The organism is Streptomyces sp. NPDC052496 (assembly GCF_040679095.1).
In the GTDB taxonomy this organism is placed as follows: domain Bacteria; phylum Actinomycetota; class Actinomycetes; order Streptomycetales; family Streptomycetaceae; genus Streptomyces.
Genome location: NZ_JBFAUH010000018.1, coordinates 165,157 through 190,947 on the forward strand (window position 1 = coordinate 165,157; position 25,791 = coordinate 190,947).

Here is a 25,791-nt window from a genome sequence, read left to right on the forward strand (position 1 = left end):
ACATTCTCGTCAACATTTCAACGGCGTCCAGGCCCGTCATGAAAACGATTCCCTGGAAGTCCTGGCCGCAGCCGACGAGGCCCACCACCGACCCGCCTTCCTCCGCGCGGCCGACACCCGCCGACCCGACGGCATTTACACAGACACCTTTCCTATTCATTTGCCGACCGGGAACACCGGAACGCCAGAAAGGTGCAAACAGCAAACGACCCCCGGCAATTGCACCGGGGGCCGTTCCGCTACGGAATGACCGCGCTCAGGACTTCGGCGTCAGCACCGCTGCCGATGCCGGTGTCGGTGCCGAAGCCGATGTCGCCGCCGACTGCCGTCAGCCGATCTCCGCGCCGACCGCCTTCAGGGCCGCCGGGACCGGCTGGAAGTAGGTCTCGCCGCCCGTGGAGCAGTTGCCACTGCCGCCCGAGGTCAGCCCCACCGCCGCGTCACCGTCGAACAGGGCGCCGCCGCTGTCGCCCGGTTCGGCACAGACATTGGTCTGGATCAGCCCTTCGACCGTGCCCTCCTGGTAGTTGACGCTCGCGTTGAGCGCCTTGACCGTGCCGTCGTGCACCTGGGTGGTGCTGCCGCTGCGCGTGACCTTCTGGCCGACGGTCGCCTCGCCGGCCTTGGTGATCTTCTGCGGCCCGCCGCTGTAGGTGTTCACCTCGCTCGGGTGGGGGATGTCCGCGGTGTACTTGGCGATGGCGTAGTCGCTGCCCGGGAACTTGGAGTCCTCGGTGGCGGCGATCTCCTGGCCGCCCTGCTTGTCGGACCACGACTTGACGGCGTTGCCGCAGTGGCCGGCCGTCAGGAAGTACGGCTGGCCGCCCTTGGTGACGTTGAAGCCGAGCGAGCAGCGCGAGCTGCTCCCGTAGATCGCGTCACCGCCGGCGATGAACGGGGTGAACGTGCCCTTGCTGCGCTGCAGCGTGGCCTTGCTGCCGAGGCTCTTGACGACCTTGTTCAGTTTGTCGAACTCGGCGCCGGAGACCGTGCGGTCGGCGGTGACGACGACCTTGTTGGACCGCGGGTCCATCGCCCAGGCCGTGCCGGGGATGGTGGCCCGCTCCTTGAGCGTCTGCCGGGCCGCGTCGAGCTGGGCGAGGCTGTGCCGGACCATTCTGGCCTCGGCGCCCTTGGCCCGTACGGCGTCGGCCGACTTCCGGTCGACGACGTTGACGACCAGCTTCTTGGCCGCCGCGTCGTAGTACGAACCGGCCGCGTGGCCGCTGAGCTGGGACGCGAGCGCGGTGGCCGCGGCGGGTGTCAGCTGCTTCGCGGCCGGTCCGTCCGCCGCGTCGGCGTGGGCCAGGGTGAGCGTCGCGGTGGCCGCGAGGGCCAGCGCGCCCGCGCCGGCCAGGGTTGCGCGCCGCTGAGTCTTCCGTCGGTGCTTCAACTCAAAGCCTTCCGTGGGGGGATGGGCCGCGGTATGTGGGGGGCCGCGGGCCCGGGAGGTGTTGAGGAACAGACACGGAACGGGAGTTGCCTGCGCAGCCTGCCGCAGGAAGTCGCGTCCATGCCAATGCGCGGTATCGAGTATTCCGAGGGGCGCTGCTCGTGCACAAGACCGAGATCCGGTCTGGAGAACGGAGCGTGTGCGACCGGCCGTTCGTCTCGCGTTCCGATATCCGCGCACGTCGTTTCCCTGTGCGGACACCAAACGCACACGTTGGAGTGGCCGGGAACGGGCCTCAGGCGCGGTCTACACCTGTCTGAAAACCGACGTTCCAGGCCGGACTTCACCCACCGGCAGCGGCCCGCCGCACGGAAGATTCAGCCCAGTGGGGGACTTCCTTCGCACACCAGGACGCCTTTTCCGCCTGCGGAAGCCGCCGCTCCCACGTCAGGGAAGCTGCTCCGCCTCCGGCAGCTCCTCCAGCGCGGCCGCCGCTTCGGCCCCCGGCGCGGTTCCGGACGACGGAGGCGACTGCGCCGCGCTCCCGGCCCCCGGTGCGGCCTCCGGACCAGCCTCCGGCCTGGCCTCCGGCACCGCCGCGGCCCCCCGCCGCTCGTACGCCTCCGTCTGCGCCTGCGCCTGGAGGCCGGAGCGCTCCAGGAAGCGCAGCAGCTCCACCGGGAACGGCAGCACGAGCGTCGAGTTCTTCTCGGCGGCGACCGCCACCACCGTCTGCAGCAACCGCAGTTGCAGCGCGGCGGGCTGGTCGGACATCGCCTGGGCCGCCTCGGCCAGCTTCTTGGACGCCTGGAGTTCGGCGTCGGCGTTGATGACCCGGGCCCGCCGGTCGCGGGTGGCCTCCGCCTGCCGCGCCATGGACCGCTTCATGGTCTCCGGCAGCGACACGTCCTTGATCTCCACCCGGTCGATCTGCACGCCCCAGCCCAGCGCCGGGCTGTCGATCATCACTTCCAGCCCCTGGTTGAGCTTCTCCCGGTTGGAGAGCAGATCGTCGAGGTCGCTCTTGCCGATGATGGAGCGCAGCGAGGTCTGGGCGACCTGGGAGACCGCGAAACGGTAGTCCTCGACCTTGACCACCGCGTCGGCGGCGTCCACGACCTTGAAGTAGACCACCGCGTCCACCCGGACCGTCACGTTGTCGTGGGTGATGCCCTCCTGGGCCGGCACCGGCATCGTGACGATCTGCATGTTGACCTTACGCATCCGGTCGACCCCCGGGACGATCATGGTGAAGCCCGGCTCGCGCGGGACCGACGTCAGCCTGCCCAGCCGCAGCACGACACCCCGTTCGTACTGCTTGACCACCCGCGCCGCCGCCATCACGTACACCGCGCCCGCCGAGGCCAGCGCGATCCCGGCCGTCACCAGTTCCTCGACCATCACGGCCCCCTGCCGTATGCGCCCATGTCCGCGTTCGTGCGTCCGCACCACGGTATGACCGGTCCGTGCGGCGGTCGAGGGTCCGCGTCGGCCTCTCCCCCGCACGGTGACGAACCCCCGTCCGCCGGTGCGGACGGGGGCTCTTGTGCTGCCGGCTGCATGCGTGGGGCGGGGGTGTCGCCCGGGGCGTCAGTAGATGCTGACCCCGTACGCGCTGATCGCCTCGGTGACCGGCTGGAAGTACGTGGTGCCGCCGGAACGGCAGTTGCCGCTGCCGCCGGAGGTCAGGCCGAGTGCCGTGCTGCCGGCGTAGAGCGGGCCGCCGCTGTCGCCGGGCTCGGCACACACGGTGGTCTTGATCATGCCGTACACGACGTCGCCGTTGCCGTAGTTGACGGTGGCGTTCAGACCGGTGACCTTGCCGCTGTGGGTGCCGGTGGTGGAGCCGCGGCGGGTGACCGTCTGGCCGACGGTGGCGTTGCCGGCCCGGGTGATGTCCTGGCCGCCGACCGTCCCTTCGTGCGAGACGGCGCTGTTGCTGTAACGGACCAGGCCGTAGTCGTTGCCGGGGAAGCTCGACCCGGCGGTCGGGCCGATGCTCGTGGTGCGCGAGGAGTTGGTGTACCAGGGCGGGTTGCCGTCGGTGCAGTGGCCAGCCGTCAGGAGGTAGTACGTGCTGCCCTTCTTGACGTTGAAGCCGAGGGAGCAGCGCCAGCTGGTCGCGTAGATCGCGTCGCCGCCCGAGATCAGCTTGCGCAGCACGCCGGGTATGCGCTCCACCTTCAGGGCGGCGGCGTTGGCGCCCGCGGCCTGCTCGATCCGGTCGAGCTGGGCCTGGGTGACCCGGCTGTCGGCCTGGACGACCACCTTGTGGGTCTTCGGGTCGACGACCCAGGCGGTGCCCGCGACGTCCGCGGAGCGTACGGCGTCGCTCACAGCGGCGAGCTGGGACGCGCTGAACGTGGTGGGCGGGGCGGGTTCGCCCGCGTAGGCGGTCGGCAGGGCCATGGCGCCGATCGCGGCCAGCCCGGACGCGACGGCGATCAGCCGGCCGCGTCTCGCGATGCCGCTCCGGGGGGTAGTGCGCTCGAACCTCACTGCTACCTCCGAGGGGATCGGAAGACCTGCCGCTGGGCAGGTCCGTAGGGCGCCGCCCGGCGGGCACGCGGGACTCCGCACGTCCCTTCGGCGCGTACCCCGGACAGCGCTGCTCGGGAGTTTCGAGGGCCCGGCCCGCCCGCGCAAGGGTGGCTTTCGGACGCGCGACCGGCACCCGCACACACAGCCGCCCCGGCAGCACCGACTCCCGCTGCCCGGGCGGCTGTCGACCCCCTCGGTCAGGGCTGTGACGGCTCAGCGCACGAGGCGGTTCCGCTCCCCCGCGCGCAGCGCGAAGGGCAGCGTGTTGCCGGGCGGCGGGAAGGGGCAGACGAAGTGGCCAGCGAAGGCGCAGGGCGGCAGCAGGGTGCGGTTGAGGTCCACCGGCACGGTGCCGTCGCCGGCCGGGGCGGGCGTCCGCAGGAAGCGGAAGCGGTAACTGTCCGTGCCGCTGGTGGCGTCGGCGAGGACGGCCCACAGGGTGCCGTCCGCCTCGACGGCGGCCTGGAGGGTGTGTTCGTCGCCGTCGAGGGTGAAGGCCAGCTCACCGGCGAGGCCGAGTCCCCGCTCCCGCCCGTCGGCGTTGGGCACCCGCACCGTGCGCGCGGCGCCGTAGGGCCGGAACAGTCCGGGCCGCACCCAGCGCTCGTCGTAGGGGAAGACGTCGATCCCGCCGAAGCTGCGCCGCGCCTCGGAGCCGGGGTCGAAGACCCGTACGGCCCACTCGCCCTCGCGGCGCAGCACCGGCAGCCGCCGGCCGTCGTGCGCCACCCGGGCCGTCGCGGGGCCGGCGTCCGTACCGAGCCGTACGGGGCCGGCGGGCGGGGCCCCGTCGACGGTCAGCCCGTCGGCGGGGGCCGCGCGCAGGACCACCGCGTCGCCGTCCGCGCTCCAGTGGCCCGGTACGCCGTCGAGGCGGCCGTCGGGGGCGTCGCCGAGCCAGTGGGTGGCGGTCAGCGCGAGCGGGCCGTACGGCCCGGTGATCTCGGCGGTGCGCTGCTCGTGCCAGGTCTGCCAGTGCTGCTCGGCCTCGGTGCGGGTGCTGCTCGTGGTGCTCATGCGGTCAGTCCTTCCCTGCGGGACGTACCGGAACCGGCAGCCCCAGGTGAGAGCGCAGCGTCGGGCCCTCGTATTCCGTGCGCAGCACGCCGCGCTCCTGGAGCAGCGGCACCACCCGGTCCACGAAGTCGTCCAGGCCGCCGGGGGTCAGGTGGGGTACGAGGATGAAGCCGTCGGCGGCGCGGGCGGTCACATGGGCGGTCATCTCCTCGGCGACGGCGGCGGGGGTGCCGACGAAGGACTGCCGTCCGGTCGTCTCGATCACGGTCTCGCGGAGGGACAGGCCCTTGGCCTCGGACAGCGCCCGCCAGCGGTCGGCGACCGCCTTCGGGTCGGCGATCCGGACGCGGCCCTGGGCCAGCTCCGCGTCCGGGTCCGGGTCGAAGTCCGGCAGCGGTCCGTCCGGGTCGTGGCCGGACAGGTCCACGCCCCAGATCTGTTCCGCGGCCAGCAGCGCGTTCTGCGGCGAGACCTGCCGGCGGCGGATGACGGCGGCCCGCTCCTGGGCGTCGGCGGCGGTGTCGCCGAGGACGAAGGTGACCCCGGGCATGATCTTCAGGGCGTCGGCGGTGCGGCCGTGGGCGGCCAGCCGGCCCTTGACGTCGGCGTAGAACTCCTGGCCGGCGGCGAGCGTGCTGTGCCGCGTGAAGATCACGTCGGCGGTGGCGGCGGCGAAGTCGCGGCCCTCGGCGGAGCCGCCCGCCTGAATGATGACGGGGTGGCCCTGCGGGCTGCGCGGGACGGTGAACGCGCCCCGGACGCTGAAGTGCGGGCCCCGGTGGTCGACCGGCCGCGGCGCGTTCCCCTCGGTCCAGGAGTCCCACAGCTCGCGGGCCGTGGCGACGAACTCGGCGGCGCGGGTGTAGCGGTCGGCGTGCGCGAGGAAGCCGCCGCGCCGGAAGTTCTCGCCGGTGAAGGCGTCGGAGGTGGTGACCACGTTCCAGGCGGCGCGGCCCGCGCTGAGGTGGTCCAGGGTCGCCAGTCGCCGCGCCAGCTCGTAGGGCTCGTTGAAGGTGGCGCTGACGGTGGCGGCCAGGCCCAGCCGGTCGGTGACGGCGGCCAGCGCGTTCAGTACGGTGATCGACTCCGGCCGGCCCATGACGTCGAGGTCGTGGATGCGGCCCTTGTGCTCGCGCAGCCGCAGCCCCTCGGCGAGGAAGAAGAAGTCGAAGCGGCCGCGCTCGGCGGTGCGGGCGAGGTGTTCGAAGGAGTCGAAGTCGATCTGCGATCCGGCGGCCGCGTCCCTCCAGACGGTGGTGTTGTTGACACCGGGGAAGTGCGCCGCGAGGTGCATGCGCCGGGGCTGCGGCGCGGCGGGCCGGGTGCGGGACGGTGCGGTGGGCGGGGTCACGAGGAGACCTTCCGGGCCGAGGCGTGACGGTTGGCCGGGCGCGGCAGGCCGAGGTGCTCGCGCAGGGTCGCGCCCGGGTAGAAGCGGCGCAGCAGGCAACGGTGCTGGAGGACCGGCACGGTGCCGTCGACGAGCAGCGCGAGGTCGCGTCCGGGGTCGGCGGGCCGCAGGTGGAAGCCGTCGCCCGCGCCGTCCGCGTGCCAGTCGCCGAGCAGGTCGGCGAGCCCGACGGCGTCGCCGGAGGAGTACAGCTCGACGGGCAGCGAGGCGAGCACCCGGAGCCGGTCCGGGTCGCGGCCCAGGGCGCGGGCCCGCTCGCGCAGGGCGGTGCGGGCGGCGGCCGCCGTGGCGGGGTCCTCCGCCCGTACGAACGCGACGTCCGCGTGTGCCGCGGCCACCTCCCGCGCGGCCCGGGCGGTGGCGTCGACGGCGACGACCGGGCGGCCCTGCGGCGGCCGGGGCGTGATGGACGGGCCGCGTACGGAGAAGGAGGTGCCGCGGAAGTCGACGTGGTGCAGTTTGCCGCGGTCGACGAACCGGCCGGTGGCGGCGTCGCGGATCTCCGCGTCGTCCTCCCAGCTGTCCCACAGCCGGGCGGCCACGTCGGCGACCTCGCCGGCCTCCCGCCACAGCGCGTCGGCGGGCGCGGCGTCCCGGCGGCCGAAGAGCCGGGCCTCGGCGGGGGTCCTGGACACCTCCACGGTCCAGCCCGCCCGGCCGCGGCTGACCCAGTCCAGGGTGCTGACGGCGGTCGAGACGTGGAACGGCTCGGTGTGGGTGGTGGTGACGGCCGGCACCAGGCCGATGCGCCCGGTGCGCGGCGCGATCCGGGCCAGCACGGCGAGCGCGTCCGGGCCCGGCCGGGCGAAGGAGTCGCCGAGGGTGACGAAGTCCAGGGTGCCGCGCTCGGCGAGCCGGGCCAGCCGGACGTAGTGCTCCGGGTCGTAGGCCTCGGAGCCGCGGCGGGCCCTGCGGGGCGGTCCGTCGAGTGCGAAGGCGAGGTGCAGGGGGCGCAGGGAGCAGGGGGGCAGGGTCATGTGACGGCCTTTCGTCGCTGTTCACGTAGGGGGCGGGCTGCCGTGGGGATGCTCAGCGGGACCGGCAGCCGGCCGGTTCCGGTACGGCGTGCTCGCGCAGGAAGCGCAGCAGGGCGCGCGCGGTGGCGTCGTTCTGCCGGAAGGCGGGCGCGTTGGTACGGGGCCGGGCGAAGGCGCCGGAGGCGCGGGCGTCGGTGTGCGGGCCGAGCGCGAAGCGGCGGGGGTGCGGCTGTCCGGAGCGGTCCAGCACCCGGCCGTCGCCAGGTGTGACGGCGAGCAGGCCGCTGCGGGTGGCGGCGGCACCGTCCTCGTACAGGCCGCGCAGCAGGGCGTCCTTCGTGCACGCGACGGTGGGCTGCGGGATCCGCGCCTCCACCAGCGCGCGGGCCTCGACGCGCAGGCCCGGCACGCTCTCGCTCCGGGCCACGAACGCACCGCGCTCCGCATCGGCGGTGACGGTGGTACCGGCGCCGAGGAAGCGCACCACCCCGGCGCGGGACAGGGCGAGCAGCTGCCGCAGGCGTGGTCCGGGCGGCCCGGAGGCGAGGTGGCTGAAGAAGCCGTGCCACCACGGGCCGTGGTCCCCCAGCCGTACGAGCTGCCCGTACACCGACAGCAGGGCGAGGAAGACGGCGTGGTCGGGGCTGTGCGCGGGGTCGTGTCTGCGGGCGAGGTCGGCCTCGATGCAGCGCCGCAGCCCGTCCTGGAGGGCGTCCGCGTCGGCGTGCCGGACGCCTGCGAGCGGCTGGTCGAGGGCGTCCAGGTCGAGGCGGTCGGCGGGGTCGGGGACGGCGGCGGCGACCAGGGCCCGCAGGCCGGCGCCGAACGGTTCGGCCGCCGCGTACTCCTCCTCGAAGGCGGCCCGGTCTGCGCGGACCCGCTCCGGGTGGGCGGTGAACAGCCGGTGGTAGTGGGCGTGGCCCAGCTCCTTGGCGATGAGCGGCCAGACGTCGCGCCGGAAGTCGTAGCCGCCGGGCCGGGCGAGCAGTTCGTCCACCTGCGCGGGCCCGAAGTAGCGCGGCAGCGGCGGCCGTTCGCCCTGCCAGGGGTAACCGATCTTGGAGTGGTACGGGACGCCGCGCCGCGAACCGACGTACAGGACCGGCTCCTTGCCCGACGGCCGGTACACCGGCTCCCCGCCGGGCCCGGTCCCGTACGCGCCGCCGCGCCCCTCGGTGAGCAGCACCATCAGGTCGACGAAGGCCAGTCCGAAGCCGCGTACGAGGACGGGCTCGCCGGGGACCAGGCCGTCCAGGTCGGCGTCCGCCGTGAAGCCGGACGGCAGGTAGGCCAAGTGGTGGCGGGCGGCGAAGGCGGCGAGGTCACGCTGCTCGGGCGGCGGCTGGGCGTCGAGGTGGCCGAGGGCGAGGACGACGAGGTCGGCGGCGAGCGGTGTGGAGCAGCCCTCCAGCCACACCTGCTGCCGGCCGCCGCGCGGGCCCGCGACCCGTACCGCGCGGCGACGGTGCTCGTGCACCGCGACGCCCTCCGGCAGCGCGGTCACCGCCTGCGCGTACACCCACTCCAGGTAGGCGCTCTGCACCTGCCGCCCGGCGAACCCCCGCGGCCCTAACCCGCGTACGGCTTCAGCGAGTTCGCCGGGCACCGGGATCTCCCCGGCGCGCACCCGGCCGGCCCACTCGGCGAGCGAGGGGCCTGGCCGTACCGGCCCCCGCAGCTCGACGGACTCGTCGGTGAACATGGTGACGTCCTCGGCCGTCGAGTTCATCCACAGCAGCGGGGACTGGTCGCGGCGCCAGACCCGTCCGGCGCCCGGCGGGTACGGGTCGACCAGGTGCAGGTCCAGGGGCGCGTCGCCGTACAGCTCGGGGGCGTTGGCGGCGATGCGCTCGATCAGGCCGGTGCCGCGTGGGCCCGCGCCGACGAGGACGACCGCCGGGCGGGGCGAGGGAGGACGGGGCCGCGGGGGCGGCGGGGCGTACAGCGCGTGGTGGGTCGCAGACATGCGTGAAGGCTCCGTGGACGCAGTGTTCCCACTGGGAGTTGAGCGTCTTCACACACGGAGCCCGCAGGCCGGTACCGGACCGCGCCCCTCAGCACGGCCGATCCTTGAGGCTATGCGGCCGCGGCACCCCGCTGTCAAGGCTGTCCGGACTGTGGGCAGCGGAGCATGCCGTGGTTGACGGGAAACCGGATGCCTGTTCCACTTGGCGCATGGACTCACGGCAGTGGCTGGTCACCCGGGACCACATCGACTTCGGTCGTGTGTGGTCGTCGTCCTGTTGAGCTGACCCCCTGCCCGCCCGTCGCCGTTCCGGCCGGGCCGCCCGCGGCACCTCCTCCCGTCCGCCGCGTCTTCACACACCCGCGTCCACCGGCGCACCTTCCCCTCGCCCCGCTCTCGCTCCGCGTCTCATCCTCGTTCCACGCCTCACCCTCGCTCCCCGTCTGCCCCGTCCCGGCGTGCCCATGCGCTCCGGAACACCGCACGGTTCCCGGCAGCGCCGATTGTCGACAAAGTCCGGCATCGGCGCCGCCGGGCCGCCGTCGTCAACGTCGCGCCCCTGCCCTGCGGCCGGCCGGGTTCACCTGACCCCCCGTACGGGGCAGAACGGGACATCGTCCGCACACGGGCGGTTCGTATTCTGTCCGGTTTGGATGCAAGAACGATCGGGTACCGGTCCGCCACTGGACGTTCCGACACTCGATGTGACAGCCTTCACACGGTCAGTTCCCGCGACTCTTCCCAGTTCTGACGCCATGCCACCCTCTTTGCACCAGATGTGTCACGAACCCCCCGTGCGGCGGCTATCCACTTGGCAGAGCATCCGCATCATGGACGACGATAGAGGTGCGGACACACAGACCGCGGGTGAGAGGAGGCGTCAATGGGATCGGTACGCAAGGCAAGCGCCTGGCTGGGCCTCGTCGACGACAACGATGACGAGCGCTACTACGACGACGACTACGCCGAGGGGTCCGAGCCCGGCAGCACCGGGAACAGCCCCTGGGTGACCGACCCGCGCGTCCAGGTCACCGACGACAGCGCCCAGGACCAGGGCACCCGCATCGCCACCGTCACCCCGGAGGGCTTCGGGGACGCCCGCGCCATCGGGGAGCTGTTCCGTGACGGCATCCCCGTCATCGTCAACCTGACCGCGATGGAGTCCTCCGACGCCAAGCGGGTGGTCGACTTCGCGGCCGGGCTGACCTTCGGGCTGCGCGGCTCCATCGAGCGGGTCGCCACGCGCGTCTTCCTGCTCACCCCGGCCGACTACCGGATCCTCAACGGGGAGCCGGGCCGGCGCCGGGCCGAGGGCGGCTTCTTCAACCAGAGCTGACACACCGGGAGGGCGCGTCGTTCCGGCCGGGGCCGGGGCGGCCGGCCGCCCCGGGCCCGGCCGGGCCCCGCTCACCGGAACGCGTCGAGACCGGTGAGCGCCTTGCCCAGCACCAGCTGGTGCATCTCGACGGTGCCCTCGTAGGTGAGCACCGATTCCAGGTTCGTCGCGTGCCGCATGACGGGGTACTCCAGCGAGATCCCGTTCGCGCCCAGGATCGTCCGGGCCGTCCGGCAGATCTCGATCGCCTCCCGTACGTTGTTGAGCTTGCCGAAGCTGATCTGCTCCGGCCGCAGCCGCCCCGCGTCGAATCGCCGCCCCAGGTGGTGCGCGAGCAGGATGCCCTTGTGCAGCTCCACGGCCATGTCGGCCAGCTTTGCCTGGGTGAGCTGGAAGCCGCCGATCGGCTTGCCGAACTGCTCACGGGTACGGGAGTAGTCCAGCGCCGCCTCGAAACTGGCCCGCGCGGCGCCCATCGCGCCCCACACGATGCCGTACCGGGCATGGCCCAGGCAGCGCAGCGGGCCGCCCAGCCCCTTGGCGCCGGGCAGCACCGCGTCGGCCGGCAGCCGTACCTCGTCCAGGACCAGTTCGCTGGTGACCGAGGCGCGCAGCGACCACTTGTGCCGGATCTCGGGCGCCGAGAAACCGGGGGTGTCCGCCGGGACGAGGAAGCCGCGGATGCCGTCGTCGGTCTGCGCCCAGACCACGGCGACACCGGCCACCGACCCATTGGTGATCCACATCTTGCGGCCGGTCAGCACCCAGTCGGTGCCGTCCCGCTTGGCGTGGGTGCGCATGTCGCCCGGGTCGGAGCCGTGGTCCGGCTCGGTCAGGCCGAAGCAGCCGATGGTCTCGCCGGACGCCATCTCCGGCAGCCAGCGCTGCTTCTGCTCCTCGGAGCCGAAGCGCCAGATCGCGTACATGGCGAGCGAGCCCTGTACGGAGACCAGCGAGCGGATGCCGGAGTCGGCCGCCTCCAGCTCCAGACAGGCCAGGCCGTACTGGACGTGCGAGGCGCCCGCGCAGCCGTACCCGGTCAGCGCCATGCCGAGGGCCCCGAGCGAGCCCAGCTCGCGGGCCAGCTCACGGATGCCGGGCAGCTCGCCGCGCTCGTACCACTCCGCGATGTGCGGCAGCACCCGGTCGCCGGCCCACTGGCGGACGGTGGCGCGTACCGCGCGGTCCTCGTCGGAGAGCAGGTCGTCCAGGCCCAGCGGGTCGGCCGCGTCGAAGGGCGGGAGCTGCGAGGACGGGGGTGCGGACATGGCGGGGCCTCCGGTAGCTGCGCGCGCACAAAAACTAGCGGTGTTAGTTATCCGGGTCCGACGTTACGGCCGGCCGTGGCGCGGCGGCAAGAGCCCCCGGGTGGGCGCGCCCCGCGCGCTCCCCGCTCCGCTACCGCCCCGAATTCGCGCGCGCCGGCTCCGTGCCGCAGTGCGTGCCGTCCCCGTCCGCCCGGTCCCCCGCCTCCGCGGCCCGCCGCGGCAGGCGCAGCGCGATGGCCGCGCCGACCAGCAGCAGTACGGCACTGGTGACCAGCGTGACGTGCAGCCCGTGCACGAAGGAGTCCTGCGCGGTGTCGCGCAGCACCGACTTCGCCGTGCCACCGAGCGAGGAGGCGACCTTGTACGCCTCGCCCAGCGAGTGCGCGGCCGAGGCGGCCGCCCGCTCCGGGACACCGTCCACATGGGCCAGCCCCGGCGCGTAGGCCGCGTTCATGACGCTGCCGAGCAGGGCCACGCCGATGCCGGCGCCGAGCTGGTAGGAGGTCTCGCCGATGGCCGCGGCGCCGCCCGCCTGGTCCGCGGGGGCCTCGCTGAGCATCGACTCGTAAGCACCGAACAGGGTGCTCTGGAAGCCGAAGCCGAGCAGCACGAAGCCCAGGATCAGCAGCCAGGGGCGGTCCGTCTCGTCCATCGCGGTCAGGCAGAGCACCGCGGCCGCGGTCAGGACGAAGCCGAGCGAGACCATCACCCGGGGCCCGACGGCCTGCAGGACCTTCGAGCCGGTCAGCCCGGCGGCCATCGCGGCGAAGACCAGCGGCAGCATCCGCAGGCCGGTCTCCAGGGGGCTCAGGCCGAGGACGAGCTGGAGGTACTGCACGGCTATGAGCTGGAGCCCGACAAGGGCGAGCATCGCCAGCACGATGCAGCCCACCGAGGTGCCGAACGCCGGGCGGGCGAAGAGCCGCATGTCGATGAGCGGATGCTCGCGCTTGCGCTGGCGCCGTACGAAGACGATGAGCAGCAGGGTGCCGGCGAGGAGGGAGCCCAGCGTGGTCGGGCCGAGCAGGGCCTCGCCGCTGCCGATGCGCTTGACGCCGAGGACGACGCCGAGCACGCCGAGCGCCGCGACGACGGCGCCGACGGTGTCCCAGGGGCCGTTGCGCTCACCCCGGGACTCCGGGAGCAGCCAGCGGCCTATCAGGGCCATGACCGCCATCATCGGGATGTTGATGAGGAAGACCGAGCCCCACCAGAAGTTCTCGACGAGGAAGCCGCCGAGGACCGGTCCGACGGCGGCGCCGACGGCGGCCACCGCGCTCCACACGCCGATGGCGACCGCCCGTTCGCGCCGGTCGGGGAAGACCTGGCGCAGGATCGACAGCGTCGCCGGCATGATCATCGCGCCGCCGATGCCGAGCAAGGCGCGGGCGACCATGAGGATCTGCGGGTCGGGGGCCAGTGCGGCGGCGGCCGAGGCCGCGCCGAACAGGCCGTACCCCAGGAGCAGGATGCGGCGCCGGCCCACTCGGTCGCCGAGCGTGCCGAAGAGGATGAGCAGGGACGCCGCGATCAGCGGATAGATGTCCACGATCCACAGCAGTTCCACCGGCCCGGGGCGCAGGTCCTCGGTGACCGAGGGCACCGCCACGTACAGAATGGTGGTGTCCAGCGCGACGAACAGCAGGCTGACGCAGAGCACGACCAGAACGGTCCAGCGGCCTGCGCCGCCACCTCCATGCCGGGGAACACCCGCCGTCCGCTCGCTGCCGGACGTGGTCGTCCCGGACATTCGCGTACCTCCTGTCATGCTCTCGCGGCCGCGTGCCGGGAAGCGGGAAACGCTCCGGCGAACCGTCGGACGGGCGAGTTGAGACGTCAGACTACGCGAGTCGCGTGACGTGACGCGTGGCTCACCCCACGATGAGACGCTCATCGCAGGGCTCGGCGGTTCCCATACCCGCTGACGGACGGCGGACTCCGGCCACGGGATAATCGGCCTGATGAACGATCTTGCCCCCCTCCGCGTTCCGGAGCGGACCGGCTCCGGCCGGGGCCGCCGGGTGCTCCCGGCGCTGCGCCGGGCCGCCCCGGCCCTGCTCGCGTACGCCGGGATCCGGGCGCTGGGGCTCGTCGTCCTGGCCGTCTGGTCCGCCGCGCACGGCAAGAGCTGGCACACGCTGCTCAGCGCCCGCTGGGACTCCCTCTGGTACGCCCGGGTCGCCGAGCAGGGGTACGGCTACAGCGTCCGGCCGGCCGACGGGGGCGTCCACTCCGACCTGGCGTTCTTCCCGCTGCTGCCGTGGCTGGAGCGGGGACTGTCGGCGGTGACGTCGCTGTCCGCGGCCGACGCGGGGCTGCTGGTGTCCTGGCTCGCGTCGCTCGCGGCCGCCGGGGCGCTGTACCTGACCGGTGAGCGGCTGCACGGGCCGCGGGCCGGGGTGGCGCTGGCCGCGCTGTGGGCGGCGCTGCCGGTGGGGATCGTGCAGTCGATGGCGTACTCGGAGTCACTGTTCACCGCGCTGGCGGCGTGGAGTGTGTGGTGCGTACTGACCGGGCGGTGGGTGACCGCGGGGGTGCTGGCCTCGCTGGCGGGGCTGACCCGGCCGGTGGGGGCCGCGGCGGTCGCGGCCGTGTGGATCACCGCGGCGGTGACGCTGTGGCGGGACCGCCCGCCGGGCGGCGGCCCGCGCTGGAGCCGGCACCGGCGGATGCTGTCCGGCGTGCTGCTGGCGCCGCTGGGCTGGTGCGGCTATGTCCTCTGGGTCGGCGCCCGGGAAGGCCGTCCCACGGCGTACCTGGACGTCCAGGGCGGCTGGGGCAACGGTTTCGACGGCGGCGCGGCCTTCGCCTCGTTCCTGTGGGACCTCGGCTTTCCGGCGGGCCTCGGGCTGCTGGTCGGTGTCGCGCTCGTGGTGTGGCTCCATGTCGTGGGCGCGCGCCGGGGGCAGCCGCTGCCGCTGCTCGTCTACGGCGGCGTCGTGCTGCTGCTGGCGCTGACGGCCAAGGGGTACTTCGGCTCCAAGCCGCGGCTGATGATGCCCGCCTATCCGCTGCTGCTGCCGCTCGCCGCGGGGCTGGCGCGGTGGCGTCCGGCGTGGGCCTGGACGGTGACGGTCCTGGTCAGCGCGGGGTCGGCGGTGTACGGGGCGTTCTGGCTGAACGGTTCGGGTCCGCCGTAGAACGGAGGATTCCCTTCCGTAACGGCCTGCCCGGGAAACCTGCCGCGACACCCGCGCGAATCGGCGATAAACTCCGTCGGCGAATTGGAAAGGGCCCTGTGCGGTCACCCTCCGACACCCCTCCCGGAACTGTTCCGGCGGCTGTTGAATTCCTTCCGAAAATCCCTGGCCAAAGTCGCGATTGAGACAGATTGCACATCACATCGTCATTACAAAGCTCACAGTTTGACCAAGCACCGACATCACACGCGGTAACGTCGATTGAGTGCGTACCGATGACAAGCTCGACCAGATGGAGGAGCACCCGCCCGACCGCCCGCCGTCACGCATGACCCGGACCCGCTGGTGGCTGTTCGGGGGCACGCTCGCGGTGTACGTGGCGATCGTGGCCGGTGTGCTCGCCACCTCATGGCTGGTCACCTTCGACTGGCAGGCCATGCTCTTCCGGCCGTACAAGCAGTGGCCGGAGATCCACGCCTTCCTGGACTACTTCGTGGTCCTGGGCCAGCGCGGCCCCACCGCGGTCGCCGTGGCGGCCTGGCTGGGCTGGCGCTGCTGGCGGACCAAGAACCTGCACCCGCTGCTGGTGCTGGGCACCTCGCTGCTGCTGCTCAACATCACCGCGGGCGCCGCCAAGCTGGGCATGGGCCGGCTCGGCCCGCACTACGCGACTACCATCGGCGCCAACGAGATGTGGCTGGGCGGCGATATATTTCCTTCGGGCCACACCGCGAACGCCGTCGTGACCTGGGGCGTGCTGGCCTACCTGGCGACCACGCCGCTGCGCCGCCGGGCACTGTCCGTGATCGCCGCGCTCGGCGCCCTCGGTGTCGGCATGACCACCGTCTACCTCGGTACCCACTGGGTCAGCGATGTGCTGCTCGGCTGGGCCGCGGGACTGCTGGTCCTGCTCGCGCTGCCGTGGTTCGAGCCCGGCGTGGAGTGGGCCGAGACCCGGCTGACGGACCTGTGGCTGCGGCTGCGCACCCGCCGTACGCCGGTGCCCGCACCGCTCGCCCCGGCCCACGCCCGCTCCGGCCTGTCCGCGCCGCGGCCGGCGCCCGAGGAAGAGGTGCTGGTCCGGGACACGATGGGCGGCGCGCGCCCCGGCACCGCCGCCCGCGCCGCGGACACCCGGCCGCACCACCCGGCGCGGCCGCACACGGTCCGCTCCGAGCGCACCCCGGTCACGCCGACCGGCAGCCGGCGCCCGCCGCACGCCGACCGCGCGCCACGCACCGCGCCGCTGGCCCCGGCCCCGGTCCGCGGCCGTACCGGCGGCAGCTGACCGCCGCCACGACCCGCGGGGACGGTACGCACAGCCTCTCCCCCGCGCGGCCGACGGCCCCGGCCGCGCCTCCTGGAGCGCCGGGGCCGTCGCCTTGCCGCAGGCCGTTCCGTCCCTGTCCGCCGGGGTCCGCGTCCGCCCGGCCGGGGCCGCGGCCGGCCGCTCAGCCCTTCCAGCTGCGGGTCACGGACCCGTCCTCGACCTCGAAGTTCAGCCGGCCCCCCAGGTACTCCATGGTGATGATCGAGCCCGGCGCCAGGGAGCGGACCGTGCTCCAGCCGCGTGCGCGGGCGCGCTCCTCGGCGGTCTCCTGCGCCAGCCCGACATAGGCCTCGGGGTCGTCGTCGGGTTCGAAAGGGGAGTTCGGTACGGGTGCCATGGCAGCCACCGTAGGCGCACCGCACAGCAGGTGGAAGGGCCGGGGTGCCATACGCGCGTACCCGCCCGGTCCCCCCTTGGTCACACTTCTGTCACAGCGTGACCGCGCGTGTTTGCCTCCGATTCCGTCACCCGTACGAGCCGGGCACTGCACCAACCGGGTGGGAATCGCGGACGGTCTGATTTCGGCCTTGATCGGTGGCCGGCGACCGCCGTGGCGCTCTCCGGAACGGGCCGGAATTAATTCCCCGTCAGCAGCCGTTCATTCCTTTGTTTTTACGGTTTCCGGGATCCCGGAAATGGGCCGACGGCACGCCGCCGCAGCATATTTCGCACGCATCCGTGCCGGTCGGCGGGTTTGAGTCCACCGCGGTGCGGTACTCGCTGATGCCGAGGAGCCCATGGGAGACAACACAGCGAACACACCGGACAAGAGCAACAACCGACGAGCGGCGTCCGCCCGCCCCAGCGCACCGGAACTCCTGCGGTCGGCCCGGGAACAGCTCGCCGAGCTGACCGGACTGACCCCCGAGACCGTGTCCCGGTTCGAGAGGACCGAGGACGGCTGGGTCCTGGAGACCGAGGTGCTGGAGCTCGCCCGGGTACCCGAGACGATGAGCCTCATGGCGTTGTACGAGGTCTCGCTCGACCCGGACGGCATGCTCACGGGCTATCGGCGCGTCAGCCGCTACGAGCGTGCGAGAGGAAGACCACAGTCATGACCGTTGTCCCGGCACAACAGCAGTCCGGGGGCGGGGGCGGCACCAGTGGCCTCTACGACGTACTGGAGCTGATCCTCGACCGCGGCCTGGTGATCGACGCGTTCGTCCGCGTCTCACTGGTCGGTATCGAGATCCTCAAGATCGATGTCCGTGTGGTGGTGGCCAGCGTCGACACCTACCTGCGGTTCGCCGAGGCCTGCAACCGCCTCGACCTGGAGACCGGCGCCAACAAGAGCCCCGGCCTGCCCGACGTGGTCGGCCAGGTCACCGAGTCCGGCGCCAAGGGCAAGTCCAAGGGCGCGCTCTCCGGCGCGGCCGAGACCTTCGCCGAGGCGATCGGCCAGGGGCGGGACAAGGGCGAGAGCGAAGGCGAGCCGCAGCGCAGGCCGCGGCGCACCGCCTCCCGTAAGAAGGAGGAGAGCGAGTGAGCACGTACGTCTACGGCATCGCCCGCGCCGACCACCCGAAGCCCGAGCAGGAGATCCTGGGCATCGGCGACCCGCCGCGCCCGGTCCGCGTCGTGCGCCAGGGCGAACTGGCGGCGATCGTCAGCGACTGCCCCGACAAGCTGCGGCCCAAGCGCCGTGACCTGCTCGCCCATCAGCACGTACTGACCGAGGCCGGAGCGGACGGAGCGGTACTGCCGCTGCGCTTCGGCTCGCTGTCCGACAACGACGAAGCGGTCCAGGACGTCCTGGCCGAGCACGCCGAGCACTACAAGGCGCAGCTGGACGACCTCAACGGACGGGTCGAGTACAACGTCAAGGCCGCCCACCGCGAGGAGGAAGTGCTGCGGCGGGTGCTGACGGAGGAGCCGGAGATCCGCGCCCTCAACGAGGCCAACCAGGCCGCCGGCGGCGGCGCGTACCAGGAGAAGCTGCGCCTGGGCGAGCTGGTCGCCAACGCCGTACGGGCCCGCGAGGTCGCGGACGCGCACACCGTGGAGTCGGCGCTCACGCCGAAGGCGGAGCAGTCCTGCCCCGGGCCCGAGGGCGCCGGCTGGCTGGTGAACCTGTCCTTCCTGATGCGGCGCGAGGACGCGGCGGCCTTCCTGGACGCCGCCGACCGGCTCGGCACCGACCACCCGCACCTGGAGCTGCTGGTCAACGGGCCGCTCCCGCCGTACAGCTTCGTCCGCCCGCTAGAGTCCGCCGCCGCGGAGTGACCGATGGGCCTGATCAAGGAACTGCTGCTGCTCCCGGCCGCTCCCGTCCGCGGGACCGGCTGGGTGCTGCGGCAGGTCCTCACCGAGGCCGAGCGGCAGTACTACGACCCGGCCGTCGTCCAGCGCGAACTGCGCGAACTGGCGGAACAGCTGGACAACGGGCAGATCGACGAGGCCGAGTTCGACCGGCGCGAGGACGCGCTGCTGGACCGGCTGGAGGAACTGCGGCGCCGGCAGTCCGAGGCGTGACCGCCCCGGCCCCCGCGCCGCACCCCGGGGGGCGGCAGGCTCCGCCCCCGTACCGCAAGGACATCACCGACCCGGACAGCACGAGATCCCCGGGAAGCATCGCGCCGGACGCCCGGTCCCGAACAGGACGGCGGACGGAAGCGACTGACATGAGGAGATCACCGACATGAAGAACCGGCCGGCACTGGTGCTGGCCGTCGCCGGAGGCTATCTGCTCGGCCGCACCAAAAAGGCCAAGCTCGCCATCGGTATCGGCAGCATGGTCCTGGGCAAGCGCCTGAACCTCAGCCCGCAGCAACTGGTCTCCCTGGTCAACGACCAGATAGCCGCCAACCCGCAGCTCAAGGAGTTGCGCGAACAGCTGCGCGGCGACCTCAAGGGTGTGGGCAAGGCGGCGACCGGCGCACTGGTCACCAAGCGCCTCGACTCCCTGGCGGACAGCCTGCACGAGCGGACCCTGAACGTACGCGACCGGCTGGACGCGGGCGAGGTCGGCGGCAAGGCCGCGGACACCGTACGCGGCGTGGCCGGCGGCGGACGGGACGACGAGGAAGCGTCCGACGGCGGCGAGGAGGAGACCTCGTCGAGAAGCCGCGGCAGCGGCTCGCGGAAGTCCGGGAGCGCGGGACGCGGCGCCGCCGAGAAGCGCGGCGCGGGCGCGCGCTCCTCGAAGACCCCGGCCAAGACCGGCGCCAAGTCCGGCACCAAGACCACATCGGACCAGCGCAAACGGCCCGCGAAGCAGGCGGCCGCCGCGCCGAGGAAGACCGCGTCCGCCGCGAAGAAGACGGCCCGCTCCACCACCCGCCGGAGCGGAGGCGAGAGCCGTGGCTGACACCAGGTCCGGCGGCCCGATGGCCGCCGTCAAGGAGAGCGTGGCCGGCAACCCGGCCGTCGACCGCCTCAAGGAGGAGGCCGTCTCGTTCGCCGCCGCACAGGCCCAGCGCCTGCTGGTGGCCACCGGGAAGCGGCTCGGCGAGGCCACCACCCGGCTCACGGACGTGGCCGAGGGCCGCAGCGACAGCCTGATCGGCCCGGTGATCAAGGACACCCTCAAGGGGGCGGTCAAGGACACCGCCAAGAACTCCGTCAAGGGCGCCTTCAAGAAGCTCGGCGGCGGACGCAAGGGCGGCGGCGGCAAGGGCAAATTCGTCACGATCAGCGAGGACGTCGACGTCGGCGTGCCGGTGCGCGAGGCGTACAACCAGTGGACGCAGTTCCAGGAGTTCAGCACCTTCGCCAAGGGGGTGCAGGGGGTGGAGTCCACGGACGACACCGAGTCCAACTGGCGCGCCAAGGTCTTCTGGTCGACCCGCAGCTGGAAGGCGCACACCACCGAGCAGCTCCCCGACGAGCGCATCAGCTGGACCTCCGAGGGCGCCAAGGGCACGCTCAAGGGCGTCGTCACCTTCCACGAGCTGGCCGCCAACCTCACCCGCGTCCTGCTGGTCATCGAGTACTGCCCCAAGGGCCTGTTCGAGAAGACCGGCAACATCTGGCGGGCGCAGGGCCGCCGCGCACGGCTGGACCTGAAGAACTACCGCCGCTTCGTGATGATGCGGGGCGAGGCGACCGGCGAGTGGCGCGGTGAGATCCGCGACGGCGAGGTCGTCGTCAGCCACGACGAGGCCGTGGAGCGCGAGGAGGAGGACCGCGAGGAGCGGGACACCGAGAGCGCCGCGGGCGCGGGCAAGCCGTCCGAGGACGCGTACGAGGAGGAGTCCGGCGACACCGGTGACTCCGACGGTTCCGGTGACTCCGATGCTTCCGGTGACTCCCGTGACGAGGAGCCGGCGGACGCGTACGAGGACGAGGAAGCCGAAGACGCCGACGAAGCCGCAGACGCCGACGAGACCGACGCCGCGGACGCGTACGAGGACGAGGACGCCGACGCCGAGGACGCCGAGGCGGACGAGCCCGAGGACGCGTACGAGGACGAGGACGCCGACGAGGAGGACGCCGCGGACGCGTACGACGAGGAGCCCGCGGACGGCGAGGCGGCGGACGACGAGCCCGTCGACGAGGAGGAGGAACCGGCGGACGAGGAGGACGCCGAGTACGAGCGGGAGCCGGAGCCGGCCCGATGAGTTCCCAGGTCCCGTCCCCCTACGGCTCCTCCAACGGCGGCGCCAACCTCGCCGACATCCTCGAACGCGTCCTGGACAAGGGCGTGGTGATCGCCGGTGACATCCGCATCAACCTGCTCGACATCGAGCTGCTCACGATCAAGCTGCGGCTGATCGTGGCCTCGGTCGAGCGGGCGGAGGAGATGGGCATCGACTGGTGGCGCGACGACCCGACGCTGTCCTCCGGTGCCCGGCGCCGCGAACTCGCCCAGGAGAACGAGCGGCTGCGCGAGCGGATCGCCGCCCTGGAGGGCGAGCAGGAGTCCCGAGAGGAGATCACTTGAGTACGCACGGCGCCGAGCTGATGTACACCTACGCCGTCGCCCGGGCCGGCTGCCGACCGCCGGACGGCCTGCTCGGCGTGGCGGACGCACCCGTGGAGACCGTCACGGAGGGCGCGCTCGCCGCCCTGGTCTCCCGGGTGCCCGCCGCCGACTTCGAGGAGGAGGCGCTCCGCGCCCACCTGGAGGACATGGCGTGGCTGGAGCGGACCGCCCGGGCGCACCGCAGCGTGGTGGACACCGCGGCCGCGGAGTTCTGTGTGCTGCCGCTGCGCCTGGTGACGGTCCACCGCGACACGCGCGGGGTCCGGCAGGTCCTCGCGCAGCGCACCGAGGAGTTCCTGAGCGCGCTGGTGAGCCTGGACGGCCGGATGGAGTGGGGTGTCAAGGCGTACGTCGAGGACGCCGGGACCGCCAAGCCCGCCGTGCCCGCGGGCGGTTCGGCCCGCCAGGCGCCCGCCGACGGCTCGGGCCGTGACTTCCTGCGCCGGCGGCTCGCCCACCGGCAGGCCCAGGAGCAGAACCAGCGGCGCGCCGACGAGCTGGCCCGCGCCGCGCACGAGGCGCTGGACAAGTTCGCCGAGCGCAGCCGGCTGCACCGCCCGCAGGACGCCCGGCTGTCCGGTGTCAGCGGCCGCAATGTGCTCAACGGCGCCTACCTGATCCCGCGCGAACAGGCCGGTGCCTTCGCGGGTCTGGTCGGCGAGCTGGCGGACCGCAGCCCGGGGGTGCGGATCGAACTGACCGGGCCGTGGGCGCCGTACTCCTTCGCGCAGCCGCCGCAGCCCCCGGAGGCGGGCGGGGACACCGGGACCGGTGCCGTATGACATCCCCGGTGGCCGGTCCGCAGCCGGACAACCCGCTGGCCGAACGGCAGATCGCGCTGGTCGACCTGCTGGACCGGCTGCTGGGCGGCGGCGCGGTGATCGCGGGCGACCTCACCCTGCGCATCGCCGAAGTGGATCTCGTACGGATCGATCTGCGGGCCCTGATCAGCTCGGTCAACGCCGACGTTCCCTCGCCGTTCGAGGAGTTGGACTGATGAGGTCCGAGGAAGCCGAGGAGGAGGTGGCGCCGTGAGCCGGCGTGTGGAACTGGACGAGGACACCGTGGAGCGCGACCTGGTGCGGCTCGTGCTGACGGTGGTGGAGCTGCTGCACCAGCTCATGGAACGGCAGGCGCTGCGCCGCGTCGACCAGGGCGATCTGTCCGAGGACCAGGAGGAGCGGATCGGCCTGACGCTGATGCTGCTGGAGCGGCGGATGGGCGAGCTGTGCGAGCGGTACGGCATCGGGAAGGACGAACTGAACCTCGACCTCGGGCCGCTGGGCCCGCTGCTGCCCAGGGAGTGAGCACCGCGGCGGCGCGCCGCGGCCCGCCGCAATGATCCGGCCGCGCTGCGCACACCCCCTCGCGCGACCGGGCCCGTACGGCCATCATGGCCTGAGTCCGAGCACGTCCTTTAGCACGTCCCTTAGCACGTCCCTGACGACTTCCGGCCGCACCGGTCCGCCGGCCGCTGCCGGGCTTCTTGGCGAACGAGGTGGCGCAGATGGGTACGGACACCGTGGAGGCGGGCCCGGGGCCGGTGCGGGCGCGGCGGCCCGGCGCGGTCGTGGTGACCTGGCTGACCACCACCGACCACAAGAAGATCGGCCACCTCTATCTGATCACCGCGTTCGGCTTCTTCCTGATCGGCGGCCTGCTGGCGCTGCTGATGCGGGCCGAGCTGGCCCGCCCGGGTTTGCAGATCATGACGAACTCGGACTTCAACCAGGCGTTCACGATGCACGGCACGATCATGCTGCTGCTGTTCGCCACCCCGGCCTTCGCGGGCTTCGCCAACGAGATCATGCCGTTGCAGATCGGCTCGCCCGATGTGGCGTTCCCGCGGCTGAACATGCTCTCGTACTGGCTGTTCCTCTTCGGCGGCCTGATCGTGCTGGGCAGTCTGCTGACGCCGACCGGCGGTGCGGAGTTCGGCTGGACCGCCTACGCCCCGCTGAGTTCGATGGTCCGCTCCCCCGGCATCGGCGCCGACATGTGGATCATGGGGCTGGCGCTCTCCGGCTTCGGCACCATCCTCGGCTCCGTCAACTTCCTCACCACCATCATCGGGATGCGCGCGCCGGGCATGACGATGTTCCGGATGCCGGTCTTCACCTGGAACGTGCTGTTCACCTCGATCCTGGTGCTGATCGCCTTCCCGGTGCTGGCGGCCTCGCTGCTGGTGCTGGAGGCGGACCGGCGCTTCGGTTCGGTGGTCTTCGAGGGGCAGTGGGGCGGGTCGCTGCTGTGGCAGCACCTGTTCTGGTTCTTCGGGCACCCCGAGGTCTACATCATCGCGCTGCCGTTCTTCGGCATCATCACCGAGATCATCCCGGTCTTCTCCCGGAAGCCGATCTTCGGTTACGTGATGCTGATCGGCGCGACGATGGCGATCACCGGGCTGTCGGTGGTGGTGTGGGCGCACCACATGTTCGCGACCGGCGCGGTGCTGCTGCCGTTCTTCTCGTTCATGTCGTTCCTGATCGCCGTGCCGACGGGGGTGAAGTTCTTCAACTGGATCGGCACGATGTGGCGCGGCTCGCTGTCCTTCGAGACGCCGATGCTGTGGGCCGTGGGGTTCCTGGTGAGCTTCCTGTTCGGCGGGCTGACGGGGGTGATCCTGGCGTCGCCGCCGCTGGACTTCCACGTCACCGACACGTACTTCGTGGTCGCCCACTTCCACTACGTCGTCTTCGGCACGGTCGTCTTCGCGATGTTCGCCGGCTTCTACTTCTGGTGGCCGAAGTTCACCGGGAAGATGCTCGACGAACGGCTCGGCAAGCTGCACTTCTGGACGCTGTTCACCGGCTTCCACACCACCTTCCTGGTCCAGCACTGGCTGGGTGTGGCGGGAATGCCGCGCCGGATCCCCGATTACCTGGCCGCCGACGGCTTCACCCTGCTCAACACCCTCTCGACCGTCGGCGCCTTCCTGCTCGGCCTGTCCACGCTGCCGTTCCTCTACAACCTCTGGAAGACGGCGAAGTACGGCGCGAAGGTCGAGACGGACGACCCGTGGGGCTACGGCCGCTCCCTGGAGTGGGCGACCTCCTGCCCCCCGCCGCGCCACAACTTCCTGACCATCCCGCGCATCCGCTCGGAGTCGCCCGCCTTCGACCTGCACCATCCGGACATCGTGCGGCTCACTCCGCCGGACGCCGCGGAGTCGCGGGAGCCTGCGGAGTCGCAGCAGCCGCAGGCGTCGCAGGAGGATCCGGGGCGGTCCCCGAAGGAGCCGGGTCCAGCGCCCGGGTCAGCCGGTCCCTGACCTCCCGTATCCGCTCCGTCAGCTCCGGCGGCTCGCGCACCTCGAAGTCGAAGCCCATCAGCACGACGTGGATCACCAGGACGTCCAGCCGGTGCGCGCCGGTGTGCAGCAGACAGCGGTGGTCGTCGAGCGGTTCGAGGACGCCGTCGGACGGGGTGATCCGCTGGGCCGCCTCCTCGGCGCCGGCGTGCAGCAGGATGGTGGCCCGCTCGGCGTACGCGTGGGTGGACACGCCCCGCGAGACGTACTCGGCAAGGTCGTCGGCCGGGCCTTTCCGCGGGGTGAAACGCGGGCCGTGCGGCGGGGTGGGGGTGATGCGGTCGGCGCGGAACGTCCGCCAGTCCCCGCGGTCCACGTCCCAGGCGACGAGGTACCAGCGGCGCTGCGCGGACACCAGGCGGTGCGGCTCCACGGTGCGGCGCCCGACCGTACCGTCGTGGCGCGCGTACGCGAAGCGCAGCTGCCGGCTGTCCCGGCAGGCGTTGGCCAGCTCGGTGAGGACGGCGGCGTCGACCCGGGGACCTGGGCGGCCGAGCATCGGGACGGTGAAGGCGTTGAGGGCGCCGACGCGGCGGCGCAGCCGGTGCGGCAGTACCTGTTCCAGCTTGGCCAGGGCCCGTACGGAGGTCTCCTCGATGCCTTCGACGCCGCCGGCCGCGGCGGTGCGCAGCCCCACGGCGACTGCCACCGCCTCCTCGTCGTCGAGGAGCAGCGGTGGCAGTTCGGCGCCCGCGCCCAGTTGATAGCCCCCGGCGGTGCCGGGGGCCGAGTGGACGGGGTAGCCCAGTTCGCGCAGGCGGTCGATGTCACGGCGGACGGTGCGCGGAGTCACGCCGAGCCGGTCGGCGAGGTCCGCGCCCGTCCACTCGCGGTGTGCCTGCAGGAGAGAGAGCAGGCGCAGCAGTCGTGCCGAGGTCTCCAACATGCCGGGAAGTCTGGCAGGACATGCGGACAGCTACGGTCCGCGGGTACCCGGCGTCACCACCTGTACCAGCGTGTGCGACCACCGCCTGCGCTCGTCGAACGGAACAGGAAGCCGAGCAGCCACACGACCAGGACCGCGACGGCCACCCACCACAGTGCCTTGAGCGCGAAACCCGCGCCGAACAGGATCAATGCCAGAAGCAGTACCAGAAGAACAGGAACCATGTGAATCGCACCTCCGCTGCTCCGAGTGCCCCCGGCATGCGGTGTTATGCGTCCTGTCTGACGAGCCC

At 72.5% G+C, this 25,791-nt stretch carries 25 protein-coding genes and 1 pseudogene; 14 read left to right on the top strand and 12 right to left on the bottom strand.

All coding sequences use genetic code 11. From position 1 onward, the window contains the following. Nucleotides 1-328: 328 nt before the first annotated feature. The 7 genes from AB0L45_RS24165 to AB0L45_RS24195 all read right to left on the bottom strand — a co-directional run bounded on the left by AB0L45_RS24165 (nucleotide 329) and on the right by AB0L45_RS24195 (nucleotide 9,305). Nucleotides 329-1,393 carry a S1 family peptidase gene (locus tag AB0L45_RS24165; protein ID WP_365843191.1) on the bottom strand — a complete coding sequence of 355 codons (1,065 nt, stop codon included), beginning with the start codon at nucleotides 1,391-1,393 and terminating at the stop codon, nucleotides 329-331. 447 nt (nucleotides 1,394-1,840) lie between these two features. Next, nucleotides 1,841-2,794 carry a slipin family protein gene (locus AB0L45_RS24170; protein ID WP_365843194.1) on the bottom strand — a complete coding sequence of 318 codons (954 nt, stop codon included), beginning with the start codon at nucleotides 2,792-2,794 and terminating at the stop codon, nucleotides 1,841-1,843. A 189-nt stretch (nucleotides 2,795-2,983) separates the two neighbouring features. Further along, complete coding sequence (locus AB0L45_RS24175; RefSeq protein ID WP_365843196.1) at nucleotides 2,984-3,892, bottom strand: S1 family peptidase; 909 nt, start codon at nucleotides 3,890-3,892, stop codon at nucleotides 2,984-2,986. Nucleotides 3,893-4,147: 255 nt separating this feature from the next. Continuing rightward, complete coding sequence (locus AB0L45_RS24180) at nucleotides 4,148-4,951, bottom strand: DUF1684 domain-containing protein (RefSeq protein WP_365843198.1); 804 nt, start codon at nucleotides 4,949-4,951, stop codon at nucleotides 4,148-4,150. 4 nt (nucleotides 4,952-4,955) lie between these two features. After that, entirely contained in the window at nucleotides 4,956-6,245 is a 1,290-nt protein-coding gene (locus AB0L45_RS24185; protein ID WP_365843287.1) for an NtaA/DmoA family FMN-dependent monooxygenase, read from the bottom strand. Nucleotides 6,246-6,298: 53 nt separating this feature from the next. Further along, entirely contained in the window at nucleotides 6,299-7,339 is a 1,041-nt protein-coding gene (locus tag AB0L45_RS24190) for an LLM class flavin-dependent oxidoreductase (protein WP_365843200.1), read from the bottom strand. A 52-nt stretch (nucleotides 7,340-7,391) separates the two neighbouring features. After that, nucleotides 7,392-9,305, bottom strand: a complete 1,914-nt coding sequence (locus AB0L45_RS24195) for an FAD/NAD(P)-binding protein (protein ID WP_365843202.1) — start codon at nucleotides 9,303-9,305, stop codon at nucleotides 7,392-7,394. 883 nt (nucleotides 9,306-10,188) lie between these two features. Between AB0L45_RS24195 and AB0L45_RS24200 the strand changes: the two genes are divergently transcribed. After that, nucleotides 10,189-10,641 (top strand): cell division protein SepF, encoded by a 453-nt coding sequence (locus tag AB0L45_RS24200; RefSeq protein WP_365843204.1) that lies wholly within the window; start codon nucleotides 10,189-10,191, stop codon nucleotides 10,639-10,641. A 71-nt stretch (nucleotides 10,642-10,712) separates the two neighbouring features. On the opposite strand, the gene AB0L45_RS24205 is transcribed toward AB0L45_RS24200, so the two are convergent. Beyond that, nucleotides 10,713-11,909 carry an acyl-CoA dehydrogenase family protein gene (locus AB0L45_RS24205; RefSeq protein ID WP_365843206.1) on the bottom strand — a complete coding sequence of 399 codons (1,197 nt, stop codon included), beginning with the start codon at nucleotides 11,907-11,909 and terminating at the stop codon, nucleotides 10,713-10,715. A 130-nt stretch (nucleotides 11,910-12,039) separates the two neighbouring features. After that, the gene (locus tag AB0L45_RS24210) at nucleotides 12,040-13,659 is read right to left on the bottom strand and encodes an MFS transporter (protein ID WP_365843208.1); all 1,620 of its coding nucleotides are present in this window, start codon (nucleotides 13,657-13,659) and stop codon (nucleotides 12,040-12,042) included. Nucleotides 13,660-13,870: 211 nt separating this feature from the next. Here AB0L45_RS24210 and AB0L45_RS24215 point away from each other — a divergent pair, with 211 nt between their 5' ends. Beyond that, nucleotides 13,871-15,049, top strand: coding sequence for a hypothetical protein (locus tag AB0L45_RS24215; protein ID WP_365843210.1), 1,179 nt, complete (start codon nucleotides 13,871-13,873; stop codon nucleotides 15,047-15,049). Between the two features lie 265 nt (nucleotides 15,050-15,314). Further along, nucleotides 15,315-16,337 carry a phosphatase PAP2 family protein gene (locus AB0L45_RS24220; protein ID WP_365843212.1) on the top strand — a complete coding sequence of 341 codons (1,023 nt, stop codon included), beginning with the start codon at nucleotides 15,315-15,317 and terminating at the stop codon, nucleotides 16,335-16,337. 163 nt (nucleotides 16,338-16,500) lie between these two features. On the opposite strand, the gene AB0L45_RS24225 is transcribed toward AB0L45_RS24220, so the two are convergent. After that, complete coding sequence (locus tag AB0L45_RS24225; protein WP_365843214.1) at nucleotides 16,501-16,716, bottom strand: I78 family peptidase inhibitor; 216 nt, start codon at nucleotides 16,714-16,716, stop codon at nucleotides 16,501-16,503. 400 nt (nucleotides 16,717-17,116) lie between these two features. On the opposite strand from AB0L45_RS24225, the gene AB0L45_RS24230 reads away from it, so the two are divergent. The 11 genes and pseudogenes from AB0L45_RS24230 to ctaD all read left to right on the top strand — a co-directional run. After that, nucleotides 17,117-17,437 (top strand): gas vesicle protein, encoded by a 321-nt coding sequence (locus tag AB0L45_RS24230; protein ID WP_365843216.1) that lies wholly within the window; start codon nucleotides 17,117-17,119, stop codon nucleotides 17,435-17,437. Further along, nucleotides 17,434-17,865 (top strand): gas vesicle structural protein GvpA, encoded by a 432-nt coding sequence (locus AB0L45_RS24235; RefSeq protein ID WP_365843218.1) that lies wholly within the window; start codon nucleotides 17,434-17,436, stop codon nucleotides 17,863-17,865. Before AB0L45_RS24230 ends, AB0L45_RS24235 begins: the two co-directional genes overlap by 4 nt. After that, complete coding sequence (locus AB0L45_RS24240) at nucleotides 17,862-18,602, top strand: GvpL/GvpF family gas vesicle protein (protein WP_365843220.1); 741 nt, start codon at nucleotides 17,862-17,864, stop codon at nucleotides 18,600-18,602. The genes AB0L45_RS24235 and AB0L45_RS24240 overlap by 4 nt, the downstream gene beginning before the upstream one ends. Before the next feature lie 3 nt (nucleotides 18,603-18,605). Further along, nucleotides 18,606-18,851, top strand: a complete 246-nt coding sequence (locus AB0L45_RS24245) for a gas vesicle protein GvpG (protein WP_365843222.1) — start codon at nucleotides 18,606-18,608, stop codon at nucleotides 18,849-18,851. A gap of 166 nt (nucleotides 18,852-19,017) precedes the next feature. Then, nucleotides 19,018-19,686: a DNA primase gene (locus AB0L45_RS24250; RefSeq protein ID WP_365843224.1), complete on the top strand. Its 669-nt coding sequence runs from the start codon at nucleotides 19,018-19,020 to the stop codon at nucleotides 19,684-19,686. Further along, nucleotides 19,679-20,938 (top strand): SRPBCC family protein, encoded by a 1,260-nt coding sequence (locus AB0L45_RS24255; protein WP_365843226.1) that lies wholly within the window; start codon nucleotides 19,679-19,681, stop codon nucleotides 20,936-20,938. Before AB0L45_RS24250 ends, AB0L45_RS24255 begins: the two co-directional genes overlap by 8 nt. Further along, nucleotides 20,935-21,261: a gas vesicle protein gene (locus AB0L45_RS24260; protein WP_365843228.1), complete on the top strand. Its 327-nt coding sequence runs from the start codon at nucleotides 20,935-20,937 to the stop codon at nucleotides 21,259-21,261. The genes AB0L45_RS24255 and AB0L45_RS24260 overlap by 4 nt, the downstream gene beginning before the upstream one ends. Beyond that, nucleotides 21,258-22,085 carry a GvpL/GvpF family gas vesicle protein gene (locus tag AB0L45_RS24265; RefSeq protein WP_365843230.1) on the top strand — a complete coding sequence of 276 codons (828 nt, stop codon included), beginning with the start codon at nucleotides 21,258-21,260 and terminating at the stop codon, nucleotides 22,083-22,085. The genes AB0L45_RS24260 and AB0L45_RS24265 overlap by 4 nt, the downstream gene beginning before the upstream one ends. Further along, complete coding sequence (locus tag AB0L45_RS24270; protein WP_365843232.1) at nucleotides 22,082-22,300, top strand: gas vesicle protein; 219 nt, start codon at nucleotides 22,082-22,084, stop codon at nucleotides 22,298-22,300. Before AB0L45_RS24265 ends, AB0L45_RS24270 begins: the two co-directional genes overlap by 4 nt. A 34-nt stretch (nucleotides 22,301-22,334) precedes the next feature. Beyond that, on the top strand, nucleotides 22,335-22,610 hold the full coding sequence (locus AB0L45_RS24275; protein WP_031008978.1) for a gas vesicle protein K: 276 nt from the start codon (nucleotides 22,335-22,337) through the stop codon (nucleotides 22,608-22,610). Nucleotides 22,611-22,810: 200 nt separating this feature from the next. Continuing rightward, nucleotides 22,811-24,439: pseudogene (gene ctaD, locus AB0L45_RS24280) on the top strand (cytochrome c oxidase subunit I); the annotation flags it as partial. Nucleotides 24,440-24,449: 10 nt separating this feature from the next. Here ctaD and AB0L45_RS24285 read toward each other — a convergent pair. Further along, nucleotides 24,450-25,499 (bottom strand): YafY family protein, encoded by a 1,050-nt coding sequence (locus tag AB0L45_RS24285; RefSeq protein ID WP_365843234.1) that lies wholly within the window; start codon nucleotides 25,497-25,499, stop codon nucleotides 24,450-24,452. A gap of 53 nt (nucleotides 25,500-25,552) precedes the next feature. Then, nucleotides 25,553-25,723, bottom strand: coding sequence for a hypothetical protein (locus AB0L45_RS24290; protein ID WP_030640137.1), 171 nt, complete (start codon nucleotides 25,721-25,723; stop codon nucleotides 25,553-25,555). Between the last annotated feature and the right edge of the window lie 68 nt (nucleotides 25,724-25,791).

What these genes read in the sequence shown, in the direction of transcription:
- AB0L45_RS24170 (WP_365843194.1), bottom strand. Translation starts at nt 2,794, where the DNA reads ATGGTCGAGGAACTGGTGACGGCCGGGATCGCGCTGGCCTCGGCGGGC.
- AB0L45_RS24180 (WP_365843198.1), bottom strand. Translation starts at nt 4,951, where the DNA reads ATGAGCACCACGAGCAGCACCCGCACCGAGGCCGAGCAGCACTGGCAG.
- AB0L45_RS24185 (WP_365843287.1), bottom strand. Translation starts at nt 6,245, where the DNA reads ATGCACCTCGCGGCGCACTTCCCCGGTGTCAACAACACCACCGTCTGG.
- AB0L45_RS24190 (WP_365843200.1), bottom strand. Translation starts at nt 7,339, where the DNA reads ATGACCCTGCCCCCCTGCTCCCTGCGCCCCCTGCACCTCGCCTTCGCA.
- AB0L45_RS24195 (WP_365843202.1), bottom strand. Translation starts at nt 9,305, where the DNA reads ATGTCTGCGACCCACCACGCGCTGTACGCCCCGCCGCCCCCGCGGCCC.
- AB0L45_RS24200 (WP_365843204.1), top strand. Translation starts at nt 10,189, where the DNA reads ATGGGATCGGTACGCAAGGCAAGCGCCTGGCTGGGCCTCGTCGACGAC.
- AB0L45_RS24205 (WP_365843206.1), bottom strand. Translation starts at nt 11,909, where the DNA reads ATGTCCGCACCCCCGTCCTCGCAGCTCCCGCCCTTCGACGCGGCCGAC.
- AB0L45_RS24210 (WP_365843208.1), bottom strand. Translation starts at nt 13,659, where the DNA reads ATGTCCGGGACGACCACGTCCGGCAGCGAGCGGACGGCGGGTGTTCCC.
- AB0L45_RS24215 (WP_365843210.1), top strand. Translation starts at nt 13,871, where the DNA reads ATGAACGATCTTGCCCCCCTCCGCGTTCCGGAGCGGACCGGCTCCGGC.
- AB0L45_RS24225 (WP_365843214.1), bottom strand. Translation starts at nt 16,716, where the DNA reads ATGGCACCCGTACCGAACTCCCCTTTCGAACCCGACGACGACCCCGAG.
- AB0L45_RS24230 (WP_365843216.1), top strand. Translation starts at nt 17,117, where the DNA reads ATGGGAGACAACACAGCGAACACACCGGACAAGAGCAACAACCGACGA.
- AB0L45_RS24235 (WP_365843218.1), top strand. Translation starts at nt 17,434, where the DNA reads ATGACCGTTGTCCCGGCACAACAGCAGTCCGGGGGCGGGGGCGGCACC.
- AB0L45_RS24245 (WP_365843222.1), top strand. Translation starts at nt 18,606, where the DNA reads ATGGGCCTGATCAAGGAACTGCTGCTGCTCCCGGCCGCTCCCGTCCGC.
- AB0L45_RS24250 (WP_365843224.1), top strand. Translation starts at nt 19,018, where the DNA reads ATGAAGAACCGGCCGGCACTGGTGCTGGCCGTCGCCGGAGGCTATCTG.
- AB0L45_RS24260 (WP_365843228.1), top strand. Translation starts at nt 20,935, where the DNA reads ATGAGTTCCCAGGTCCCGTCCCCCTACGGCTCCTCCAACGGCGGCGCC.
- AB0L45_RS24270 (WP_365843232.1), top strand. Translation starts at nt 22,082, where the DNA reads ATGACATCCCCGGTGGCCGGTCCGCAGCCGGACAACCCGCTGGCCGAA.
- AB0L45_RS24285 (WP_365843234.1), bottom strand. Translation starts at nt 25,499, where the DNA reads ATGTTGGAGACCTCGGCACGACTGCTGCGCCTGCTCTCTCTCCTGCAG.
- AB0L45_RS24290 (WP_030640137.1), bottom strand. Translation starts at nt 25,723, where the DNA reads ATGGTTCCTGTTCTTCTGGTACTGCTTCTGGCATTGATCCTGTTCGGC.